An 11,888-nucleotide genomic window follows, 5' to 3' on the forward strand; every position below is an offset into this window, starting at 1 on the left:
TAGTAAAATCAGCGACAGTTCGCCTGTAATTGTCAGTCGCAGTAATATTGCCATTACCATGATTACTACAAGAGCAACCAATGGTATAAGGGCGTATATTGCTACAGCTAATGCCGTATCACAGGCGCTTCCCTTTTCTGGGAACACTATTATCGAAACCTCTACAGATAACATTTTTCATGCTATCATCTCCCTGTAAACAAAACTGCTAGGCAGAACATTTACTTATTTGCAGGGCGACCATCATTTGTATCATTGATAACAGTATTTTCATACTGCGTCCGCTCTGTGGGCATAATCCCACAATATATGAATTATAACAAATGTTTTGCTTGTAGTCAAAACTATATTTTATAAAAATTACTTAACCCTACAAATCAGAATTTGCACACAAAAAAGGACCGCCTAACGCAGACAGTCCCTATCATCAAATTTTGCTCAGCCAATCGCATACACATAAAAAGCTTACAACAGCTCCTTATGGTCAAGAATAGCTTTACCTGCCGTACAAGCCTCGCAGAAGCAGGTATCTCCCCCATTGGCCTTAACCTCTTTTGCTTTCTGAAGAAGCTGTTCAGCAACCTCTGGCCCAAAGAATTTCTTGGCATCCTCAGAACCAAAGAAAGGCAATACCTCATCAATGCTCTGCACATCGGCCTTCAGTTCATTCACCAATGCTGCCACAGTTTCCGGATTCTGAGCTGCCAGATACGCCTCAGCCTTTTCCTTCAATCCCGCGTAACAGCTAGGAGCTGCAATCAAATTTTTTACCTGCTGTATAATATCTGCCTTAGTCATAATAATATGTCCTCCTCTGCAAAATCTTACTACAATTTGTTGTAACTATTATTATTACAATTAAAATTGTAGCACCACTCAATTGCAATGTCAACAGTTACAACTAAAAATAATATTTAACTAGCAAAAATTATTTCCCCTGTATATTAATACACTTAGTAATCTCTCCCTGTACATCGGCCATGGAAATAGAAGCCAGCTCCCTTTCCATAGCTCGTTGAACCTGCTCTAACTTATCATCCAATACATTGTGTATATTACGGCCAATAGGACATTTTTCGTTAGGATTTTCGTGAAAATGAAAGAGTTCCCCTCTCTCTACACATTCTACCGCTTTATAAATATCCAAGAAGCTAATCTCCTCTGGTGGCTTGGCTAGGAATGCTCCACCGGTGCCTCTAACCACCTCTACCAAGCCAACATTTTTCAGCTGCCCCAGGATTTTACGCACAATCACCGGATTTGTATTGGTACTGCTAGCCAAAAAATTACTTGTTACCTTCGTATCCTTTATAACGGCAATGCAGGTCAATATATGCACTGCCAAAGTAAATCTACTAGATATCTGCATTTTCTGCCACCTTTCCTCTCTCACAATAATCATTTTCACCTACATTATATCATATACGGATTACAAATATATTAGCTATTTTTCTTGTTTCACGTGGAACATTTTCACAAAGAAAATCGTGATTTTTACAATAAAATATCGAAAAATTCAGCTATTAATGATACAATAGAAAAGAAAATCCGTAAAAATCCTATTCATAAAAGAAAGTGGTGAATATATTGGGAAAAATAATTGCTGTAGCCAACCAAAAAGGCGGTGTAGGCAAAACTACAACAGCCGTAAATCTCAGTGCCGGTTTGGCTCTGCTAGGACGACGAGTTCTCCTTATAGACTGTGATCCTCAGGGTAATGCCACCAGCGGTTTAGGCATTGATAAGAATTCTTTAGAACAAAGCGTCTATGATGTTTTAGTAGGCCAGGCCAATCTGGGAGATATTATCATTCATACTGATTTTGATTTGGATCTGGTTCCCTCTGTTATGGATTTAGCAGGTGCAGAGGTGGAACTGGTGGAAGCAGAGGACAAGCTTTATCGCCTGCAAAAAGCCATTACTCCTATTCGAGGCATCTATGACTATATCATTATTGACTGCCCACCATCCTTGGGCCATATTACCCTAAATGCCCTAACAGCGGCGAACTCGGTACTACTGCCTCTCCAGTGTGAATTTTATGCTTTGGAGGGACTTAGCCAGCTTATGTCTACCATTGAAATGGTTCAGGAACAGTACAATTCTCAGCTCTATATTGAAGGTCTTGTTATGACCATGTTCGATTCCCGTACTAATCTATCCCAGCAGGTAGAAGCTGAGGTTCGCAATCATTTTCCAAATCAGGTATACGAAACAAAAATCCCTCGTACAGTGCGGCTAAGTGAGGCCCCATCCTATGGTCAGCCAATCTTTGCCTATGCTGCTACCTCCAAGGGTGCTTTGGCCTATGAAGCTCTTGCCAAGGAGGTTGCAGGCCATGAGTAAAAAAATAGGTGGTCTAGGCAAGGGCTTAGGTGCCTTTGGTCTAGGTGCTATTAACAAACCCAAGACTGCTATTGCCAAGGCAAAACCCCAGCAGGAAGCCAAGCTTGAAGGTCTGCCAGTACAAGAGTTAGATATCAACAAAATTACCGCCAATCCTGGTCAGCCTCGACAGGAATTTGATCCAGAGGCGCTCAAAACCCTTCAGGAATCCATTACCCAATATGGAGTTCTTCAGCCTATTTTGGTGCGCAAAACTGTCAAAGGGTATGAACTCATTGCTGGCGAGCGACGCTTCCGAGCTGCTACTCAGGCAGGTCTGAAAACCATTCCTGCCCTTGTGAGAGAATACAATGATGCCCAGATGAGCGAGGTAGCCTTGATTGAGAACATCCAGCGTGAGAATCTCAATGCTATTGAAGAAGCCAAAGCCTATCAGCATCTTTTAGCGGACTATGGCTTGACACAGGAGCTGCTGTCCCACAAAGTTGGCCGCAGCCGCTCTCATATTGCTAATTTTCTGCGCCTCCTAAAGCTGTCTGACCATGTACAGGAGCTGCTGACTCAAGGAAGTATTTCCATGGGACAGGCTCGTCCTCTGCTGGGACTGGAATATGAAGAACTGCAAAATCAAGCTGCTGATTATATCATAGCCAATGAGCTTTCTGCCCGTCGTGTAGAAGCCCTGGTCAAGCAGCTGCAAAAGAACCCTGCTTATCTAGCAGAGGAAAAACAGGAAAAGCCAGCCCCTCAGCTGGATGTATTTTTGCAAGAGGCTGAGGATAAGCTGAAAATGTTATTAGGCACTCCAGTACGCATCAAAAACAAAGGAAAAAAACAGCTGCTGGAAATTGATTTTTCCTCTCAGGATGAACTGCAGCATCTCTTACAGCTTTTAGAACAAAGCCAAAATATGACCAGACCTGCCGAACTAACACCAGAGGAAAAACTGTCCAAGCTGCGCCAATTTTCTACTACTGGCAAATTAACTGTATAAAACATATACACTATTTACACTAAGGAGCGAATTTTTTTCATGGCAAATACGGATATTATGAATTTTATTATCAATAACCTCAGCTACATGGTAGGTATCCTGGGCATTTTGGTTATTGTAATGTACTTATTGCTAATTCATCTTTTCTATAATCTTAATTATATGAAAAAAAGATACAAAAAAATGATGACTGGCGTGGATGGAGCTAATCTTGAACGCATGATGATTGGCTGTATTGATAGCACCAAGGCTGTGGCTGATGAAAATGCCAAGCTCTGGGAGGAAAATAAAGCTATTAAGGAGTTGCTGTCCAAGGCTCTCACCAAGGTAGCTATCGTCAGATTCCGGGCCTTTGAGGATATGGGCAGTGATTTGAGCTACGCTGTAGCCATGCTGGATTCCCACAACAATGGTGTTGTTTTGTCCAGTATTTTTGCTCGGGAGGATTCCCGTAGCTATGCCAAGCCTATTGTCAATGGGACTTCCACCTATCCTATGACCTCCGAAGAGGAAGACGCCCTCCGACAAGCCATGGCTAAATAAAAAATATATACGATTATGCCGTTCTATCCCATGGAACGGCATTTTTTGTCTGCAAAACGACTTTTCTGAACAATTATTTGTAATCTTGACAAAATACCTTAAACAGTGTAGCGTATTGTGCATATGAGTTACAAAAAATATATTTGGAGGTGTCCCTTATGGCAAAAGCGCAAGCTGCCGCTATTAGTGAAAAAAATGGCATTCTAGCCTAATTAACCAGCTGCTTTATCTGGGGTATTCTGCCATTATATTGGAATCTTTTATCTCCAGTAGGAGCAGATGAAATTCTCACCAACCGCATTTGCTGGTCATTGTTTTTTATGCTGCTTATCTTGGCAGTTATGAAGCGTTGGCGAGGTTTTTTACAGGATTGTCGGGATTTATGGCAGGAAAAAAAACGCAGTCTGCTCTTATTAGCCGCTGCCTCAATTATCAGCATTAACTGGCTAACCTATATCTGGGCGGTCAACCACAATCATGTCTTGGACACCAGTTTAGGCTATTATATCAATCCTTTAATGAGTGTTCTTTTAGGAGTTGTGATTTTTAATGAAAAGCTGTCCAAGCTGAAATGCCTTAGCATTGCCCTGGCCTTTACAGGCATATTGCTGATGACCTGGCAGCTAGGTACCCTACCTTGGGTAGCTGTGGTACTGGCTACTACCTTTTCTGCCTATGGAGCTTTGAAAAAACAGCTTAATCTAAATCCTTTATCCAGTATTACCCTGGAAACCCTGCTCATGATACCTATAGCCCTGCCCTATCTTGGCTATTTAACTGCCACCTCTACCAGCCATCTTACACCACAGCTCATCCTGTATTTGGCTGGCACAGGGATTATTACAGCTTTTCCGCTGATATTATTCACCTATGGAGCCAATTCCCTACCCCTAAACGTACTGGGCTTTATACAGTATATCAGCCCTACCATTGCACTGTTCCTAGGCATCTTTTTCTTCCATGAAAGCTTTGGCCTGGTTCAGCTTATAACCTTTAGTTTTATCTGGGCCGCCATAGCCCTTTTCACCTACGCCGAAAGCCGACATATTTAAACAACTAAAAAAATGACTGCCATTTTTGATATTTTCTATAATCTCAAGAATTGCAGTCATTTTAGCATCCATTTTTTTATTAAAATTACTTTATTTATGGAAACATATATATAAAAGTGCTATAATTATATCGTAAAAATGTCCAATAAAAAATAAAATATGTTGCATAAGACAGGGAGAGAGACATGGTATATTCTGCAACACAATTTGCAAAAAAATTAGATATTTCCAGATCCTATCTGTATTACCTAAAAGATAATATTGAGATAAATTTGGAAACCAGCCATAATGGCAAGATTATATGGAATGATAAAAACTTCCAGCAAATTTTAGATTATATACAAAAAAATAAACCAAAGAAAATTGTTGAGGCAGAAATTAGACAGCCTTATAAATCTATAAAAATAAACAACCGAAGATATTTGGGTAACAAGTATAAACTTTTACCCTTTATTACTGATGTTGTAAAAAAAGAATGCAAAAATATATCAACAGTAGCAGATATATTTGCAGGCACCGGGGCTGTAGCATCTGCCTTTACCAATAAAAAAATCATTACTAATGACATTATGTACAGCAACTACATATGCCATTTAGCATGGTTTAGCAGTGAAACATATTCTAAATCTAAAATCGTTGATCTAATTTCTCAATATAACAATGTTCAAGTTCTCACAGATAACTATATGAGCAATAACTTTGCCGATACTTATTTTTCTCTGAATGATTGCAGAAAAATAGGTTATATAAGACAAGACATAGAAGATAAATACTACAACTGTGAAATAAACAAACGCGAGAGAGCCTTGCTTATTACCTCCTTACTTTATGCCATGGATAAAATCGCCAACACCTGCGGACACTATGATGCCTATAGACGAGGAGCAACATTTGAAAAACACTTAGAGCTATACGTTCCAGAACCAGAAGAAGCCCTAAATGAAAATAATATTTGCTATAATATGGACACAAATCAGCTGGCTGAACAGATATCGGCAGATTTAGTATACATAGATCCCCCATATAATTCTAGACAATATTGTGATGCCTATCATTTGCTAGAAAATGTAGCAAAATGGGAACAACCTGATGTTTTTGGTGTGGCAAAAAAAATGGACCGAAGTAGTTTAAAAAGTGCTTACTGTACCCAAAGTGCCACCTCTGCCTTTGAAAATTTGATTTCCGCTCTCAATGCCAAATACATATTGCTATCCTACAATAATATGGCAACTAAAGGAAATGATCGCTCTAATGCAAAAATAAGTGATGATGATATATTACGGATTTTGCAAAAAAAAGGAACTGTCAAGGTTTTTTCTGAGGAATATAAAGCCTTTTCCGCTGGAAAATCAAATATAAAATCTCATCAGGAAAGATTATTTTTATGCATATGCCACCCTAATAAAAAAGCTATTATTCCTTCTGCTCTCAACTACACTGGCGGAAAATACAAATTACTACCACAAATATTGCCTTTTTTCCCTACTGATGTTGACCAAGCAGTGGATTTATTTTGCGGTGGCTGTAACGTAGGTATCAATCTAGACTGCAACAAAGTGCTATTCAATGATAATAACAAATATCTAATGGGACTTTTAAATGTACTAAGAACTACTCCCAAGGAACATATTATTAACTGGATATATGCTACCATTGAAAAATATCATCTTTCCCTTGTTAGCAAAAATGGCTACGAATTTTATCACTGTGAAAGTTCCACGGGATTGGGCGAATACAATAAAAAAGGCTTCAATCAACTAAGGGAAACCTTTAACGCAAAAGAAAATATGGATGCGGAATACTTTCTCATGCTGTATTTGCTCATTGTCTATTCCTTTAACAATCAATTAAGATTCAATGGTAAAGGAAAATTTAATTTGCCTGTAGGTAAGCGAGATTTTAATAAAAAAATGCAATCAAAATTGTTTGATTTCATCGACCGAATAAAAAACAGTGATTATAAATTTACAAATGAGGATTTTAGAAATATAAATTTAGATGATTATACTAATAAAAGTTTTTTCTATGTAGATCCTCCTTATTTAATAACCTGTGCCACCTATAATGAGAAATCCGGTTGGACAGAAAAGGATGAGCGGGATTTATTGTGTTATTTAGAAAAATTAGATAGTAAAGGTATTCGCTTTGCCCTCTCTAATGTATTAGAAAGTAAAGGCACAAGAAATGAAATATTATCTAATTGGCTTAATCAACATGAAAAATATCGAGTTATACATCTAAATTACGATTACAAAAATTCTAATTACCATAAAAAGAATCATGGTATAACCAAGGAAATTCTTGTTTTGAACTATTAACAATAGGAGCCACATTTCATGAAAGAAGAAATCAAATTTCAAAGTTATTGCTGGTCCATTGGTACAACAAGCTATCGTACAGATAATTTTAACATGAGCATTGAAAAGCAATTACAGCTTATGTATCAATTTAAAAATACCAAAGAAAATATAGCTACCCCTTGGAAAAACAATAATGAGCTGCAACGTAAATATTATGAATTTCTTAGAGAAAACAATTTTGTCAGGGGACAGGCTGCCAGACCGGATAAGGATGCTAGAGAAAAAACATCTGGTTTGCGAGATATTGGTCTACTAGATGATGAGCGCAACCTAACACCAGCAGGACTAGAGCTATTAGCCATGACTGAAGCTAATAGCTTCTCCTCTAATAATTTTCTTGAAATTTCCCAAGACAGTTATTTATATTTAAAACAATTGTTAAAAACTTCCAACAAAGTTGGCCAGAATGTTGTACGTCCATTTGTGATTTTTCTTTATGTAATTAATAAATTAGAATATTTAACCTATGATGAATTTACCTACTTGTTGCCACTGTGTGTGGATAAAAATACCACCAATATGATTGTAGAGGCTATAAAAAAATCCAGAAATACAGGTCATAATGATTATGAAAATATCATCCTTACTGTGCTTATGAAAATGGATAATTATCAAACTGCCTTAGAACAACTAAAATCAGGAGTATTAACAGAGGAATTAATTTGCCATATAGGTATTAATAGAAAAAGTCCAAAATATGACAAACCATATTATGAACTTTATTCCATTTTAAATAAAATAGTATTTGAGAAAGAAAATCTAGCTCTAGAATTATACCTAGCCACTAAGAAACTTACCAATAGTAAAATTGGTGGTGCTTGGCGAAAATATTTCTTTAATAGCACTGCCAGAAGTGTCATCAAACGCAACGGCTTGAATGTACTGCATAATGTTCCTATTTTGCAAGCCAAAACTCAGGAGCATTTCAAAGAAGAATTCTTTAAAATAATGCATTTGTTCAAAGCAAAGGCTACCCTATCTGATTATTTTGACCTTAATAGGCGATACTTTAAAATAACAGATATTGTTTTGTTTGAAGATAGTATGGTAAAACTAGATATTATTCCCCAATGCTATGTAGAAATGATAGCAGACCACATTCTGTCTATAGCCTTTTCTGCCTCAGAGGAACTACCACAGAATATCCCCCTAAAAGATATTGCCAGCTTTTTCGATGTAGATAAGGCCATGCTTTACCACAGACTTGGACAAAAATTAGGAATAACCATATCCAGCAGTGATATGGCTCATGAAATCATTAATGATGAACGCTACACGAGATTCAATAAACTAATTGATGAAAAATTTGATACATCCACACTTATCAGCCTACTTTATCATTTTGAAAATCGAAATGACGAAGAAATTCGAAATTTGGTAACTGACAATGCAGATATTCCTACCATATTTGAATATATCCTTGGAATCATATGGTATATAATCAGTGAACGTAAAGGCAAAGTACTTGAATATATGAACCTTTCCCTTGAAGCAGATTTGTTACCAAAAACCCATGCTGGTGGTGGTGAAGCAGATATTGTGTGGCAATATGACCAGACTATTGATTATCCTAAACATACACTTCTTCTTGAAGCTACTCTGGCAGATGGCAGTAATCAACGAAGAATGGAAATGGAGCCTGTATCAAGACATCTAGGTGAATATCTCTTAGCCCATCCCAATATTGAAGCATATTGTATTTTTATAACCACACTTCTCAATCATAATGTTATTTCAGATTTCAGAGCTAGAAAAAGTGCATTTTACTATAACAGCTCTGGCACAAATTGCATAGAAGGCATGAAAATCCTGCCTATACAGACCAGTGAGCTAAAAACCCTTCTGAAATTTAGGGTAAAATATCCACAGATATATCACATGTTGGACATTGCCTATCAGAAAGATGGCGCTCCTAAGGAATGGTACGAAGCCAATATTGTAAAAGAAGCTGACAAATATGGTGCATATGAGATTTCATCACATAACGTAAAATAATAAAAAGGACTGCGCCTTCCGTACTACAAAAATAATTACGAAAGGGAACAGTCCTCTTTTTATGCCCTATTAATGATGGAACAATCTGATATGGGTAAAGGCCATAGCAATATTGTACTTATCGGCAGTTTCGATAACATTATCATCACGAATGGAACCGCCAGACTGAGCAATATAGCTTACGCCGCTCTTGTGAGCACGCTCTACATTGTCACCAAATGGGAAGAATGCATCGGATCCCAGGGATACGCCGGTAATGCCCTTCAGGTATTCCTTCTTTTCCTCTCTGGTGAGAGGCTCAGGCTTCTCAGTAAATACCCGCTTCCAATCATCAGTCTCCAGCAGGTCCTCCCACTCCTCAGAAATATATACATCAATAGCATTATCTCTATCAGGACGACGCACCTCAGCCTTGAATGGCAGTGCCAAAACTTTTGGATGCTGGCGCAGATGCCATACATCAGCCTTGTTACCAGCCAGACGAGTACAATGTACACGGGACTGCTGTCCAGCACCTATACCAATAGCCTGACCGTCCTTGGCATAGCACACAGAGTTGGACTGAGTGTACTTCAAGGTAATCAAGGAAATAAGCAAATCTCTCTTGGCTGCCTCATCAATAACCTTATTCTGAGTAGGAATGTCCTTCAGGCATTCCTCATCCAGCTTTACAGTGTTCCGCTTCTGCTCAAAGGTAATGCCGAATACTTCCTTCTGCTCCAGCTCAGCAGGCTCATAGGCCTTGTCCATCTGCAATACCAGATAGGTGCCCTTGCGCTTGCCCTTGAGAATCTCCAAAGCCTCTGGAGAATAGGATGGTGCAATAATACCATCAGAAACCTCACGAGCCAGGAAAGAAGCTGTCTGAGCATCACACTCATCAGATAAAGCTACAAAATCACCATAGGAGGACATACGGTCAGCGCCACGAGCTCTAATATAGGCAGTAGCAATAGGAGATAATTCAACACCCTCTACAAAATATACCTTCTGCAAAAGGTCGGAAAGAGGTGCTGCCACTGCTGCACCGGCAGGACTAACATGCTTGAAGGATGCTGCGGCAGGCAGGCCAGTGGCCTCCTTCAACTCCTGAACCAGCTGCCAGCTGTTCATGGCATCCAAGAGATTGATATAACCAGGTTTACCATTAAGTACGGTAAAAGGAAGCTCACCTTCCTTCATGAAAACACGGGCCGGTTTCTGATTCGGGTTGCAACCATACTTCAACTCTAATTCTTTCATGTGAAATCTCCTTTATAACATAAAATTCTAAAGCATATAAATCACTGATTACCCTTTATTTATTTGACAAAATGATTTATAATGCTATAAGAGTGTAAATGATGATGATGAAATTTATCCTTCAATCATCAATTTCAATTTATCATTTAGCCAATATTTTGTCAACCCAGAGGGAGTGTATTACATGATTAGAAACATCGGTGTTTTAACCAGTGGCGGCGATAGCCCAGGCATGAACGCAGCTGCACGTGCCGTAGTTCGTACTGTATTGTATGAAGGCGGTAAGGTATTCGGTATCTACGATGGATACCGTGGTCTTTTGGATGAACATATAGAGGAGCTCAGCTCCCGTAGTGTATCTGATATTCTTCAGCGTGGCGGTACTTTTTTGGGTACAGCTCGCTGCAAGCGCTTCACAACTCCAGAAGGCCGTATGCAGGCTTATGAGAACATGAAGAAATATGGCATTGAGGGCTTGGTTATCATTGGCGGTGACGGCAGCCTGAGAGGTGCCAGCAAGCTGAGTGCTGAGACTGGTGTACCTATTGTTGGTCTGCCTGGTACCATTGATAATGATGTATGGGGCACTGATTACACCATCGGTTGCGATACTGCTGCCAATACTATTATCGACGCTATCAACAAGCTTCGTGATACTGCTTCTGCTCACAGCCGTATTGCTGTAGTAGAGGTTATGGGCCGCCGCTGTGGCTGGCTGGCAACTCTGGCAGGTATTGCTGGTGGTGCTGAGGTTGTACTGATTCCTGAGCGTGAGTTTGATCTGGATAAGGTTTGCGACAATCTGGTAACTTCTTACAACAATGGCCGTCGTTATTCCCTGGTAGTAGTTGCTGAGGGTGTAGGCAGCGGTGTAGATATCGGTAAATATATCGAAGAAAAGACTCAGATGGATGTCCGGGTATCTGTACTTGGCCATATTCAGCGTGGTGGTTCTCCATCCGTACAGGACCGTGTAAAAGCCAGTCAGCTGGGTGAAAAGGCTGCTTTGGCATTGATGGCAGGTCAGACTAATGTTGTCTTTGGTTTCAACAAGGGCAAGGTAGTAGCTATCAATCTTCATGATGCTATTACCAACAAAAAGCCTCTGGACCCTGAGTACATTGAACTGGCAGATATGCTGGTATAATAAAACACCATATAAAAATGGCTGTCGCTTCGGCGACAGCCATTTTTTGCTTTACTTAAAACAGCTCCTCACTTTCGCTATCAGCACTTTACAACTTTTAAAAAAATAAAAATCGCGTAACCCAATCCTGATGTATTAGGACAACTATGCACAGAACATTTCACATCTGTTCGTAATTTGCATAAAACTTTTTTGTCGAGCGTATGTGA

General features: G+C 39.2%; 9 protein-coding genes and 1 pseudogene. 7 read left to right on the forward strand and 3 right to left on the reverse strand.

Annotated features, from left to right (window positions below; translation table 11 throughout):
* Positions 1 to 465: 465 nt before the first annotated feature.
* Together I6E26_RS08475 and I6E26_RS08480 are read right to left on the reverse strand one after the other, a co-directional pair.
* Positions 466 to 798 carry a heat-shock protein Hsp90 gene (locus I6E26_RS08475; protein ID WP_235321419.1) on the reverse strand — a complete coding sequence of 111 codons (333 nt, stop codon included), beginning with the start codon at positions 796 to 798 and terminating at the stop codon, positions 466 to 468.
* A gap of 130 nt (positions 799 to 928) precedes the next feature.
* Positions 929 to 1,369: an Rrf2 family transcriptional regulator gene (locus tag I6E26_RS08480; RefSeq protein ID WP_235321420.1), complete on the reverse strand. Its 441-nt coding sequence runs from the start codon at positions 1,367 to 1,369 to the stop codon at positions 929 to 931.
* A gap of 209 nt (positions 1,370 to 1,578) precedes the next feature.
* Between I6E26_RS08480 and I6E26_RS08485 the strand changes: the two genes are divergently transcribed.
* The 6 genes and pseudogenes from I6E26_RS08485 (at position 1,579) to I6E26_RS08510 (ending at position 9,290) form a co-directional block, all read left to right on the forward strand.
* Positions 1,579 to 2,346, forward strand: coding sequence for a ParA family protein (locus tag I6E26_RS08485; RefSeq protein WP_328228056.1), 768 nt, complete (start codon positions 1,579 to 1,581; stop codon positions 2,344 to 2,346).
* Positions 2,339 to 3,340: a ParB/RepB/Spo0J family partition protein gene (locus I6E26_RS08490; RefSeq protein ID WP_235321422.1), complete on the forward strand. Its 1,002-nt coding sequence runs from the start codon at positions 2,339 to 2,341 to the stop codon at positions 3,338 to 3,340. The genes I6E26_RS08485 and I6E26_RS08490 overlap by 8 nt, the downstream gene beginning before the upstream one ends.
* Positions 3,341 to 3,379: 39 nt before the next feature.
* The gene (locus I6E26_RS08495) at positions 3,380 to 3,883 is read left to right on the forward strand and encodes a DUF4446 family protein (RefSeq protein ID WP_235321423.1); all 504 of its coding nucleotides are present in this window, start codon (positions 3,380 to 3,382) and stop codon (positions 3,881 to 3,883) included.
* Positions 3,884 to 4,107: 224 nt separating this feature from the next.
* Positions 4,108 to 4,935, forward strand: a pseudogene (gene rarD, locus I6E26_RS08500) (EamA family transporter RarD); the annotation flags it as partial.
* A 185-nt stretch (positions 4,936 to 5,120) separates the two neighbouring features.
* Positions 5,121 to 7,253, forward strand: coding sequence for a Dam family site-specific DNA-(adenine-N6)-methyltransferase (locus I6E26_RS08505; protein WP_235321424.1), 2,133 nt, complete (start codon positions 5,121 to 5,123; stop codon positions 7,251 to 7,253).
* Between the two features lie 18 nt (positions 7,254 to 7,271).
* Positions 7,272 to 9,290 carry an AlwI family type II restriction endonuclease gene (locus I6E26_RS08510; protein ID WP_235321425.1) on the forward strand — a complete coding sequence of 673 codons (2,019 nt, stop codon included), beginning with the start codon at positions 7,272 to 7,274 and terminating at the stop codon, positions 9,288 to 9,290.
* Positions 9,291 to 9,359: 69 nt separating this feature from the next.
* On the opposite strand, the gene I6E26_RS08515 is transcribed toward I6E26_RS08510, so the two are convergent.
* Positions 9,360 to 10,532, reverse strand: coding sequence for a phosphoribosylaminoimidazolecarboxamide formyltransferase (locus tag I6E26_RS08515; protein WP_235321426.1), 1,173 nt, complete (start codon positions 10,530 to 10,532; stop codon positions 9,360 to 9,362).
* Between the two features lie 184 nt (positions 10,533 to 10,716).
* Between I6E26_RS08515 and pfkA the strand changes: the two genes are divergently transcribed.
* The gene (gene pfkA, locus I6E26_RS08520) at positions 10,717 to 11,679 is read left to right on the forward strand and encodes a 6-phosphofructokinase (RefSeq protein WP_235321427.1); all 963 of its coding nucleotides are present in this window, start codon (positions 10,717 to 10,719) and stop codon (positions 11,677 to 11,679) included.
* The last annotated feature ends 209 nt before the right edge of the window (positions 11,680 to 11,888 follow it).

Source organism: Anaerovibrio lipolyticus, from assembly GCF_021531495.1.
In the GTDB taxonomy this organism is placed as follows: Bacteria; Bacillota; Negativicutes; order Selenomonadales; family Selenomonadaceae; genus Anaerovibrio.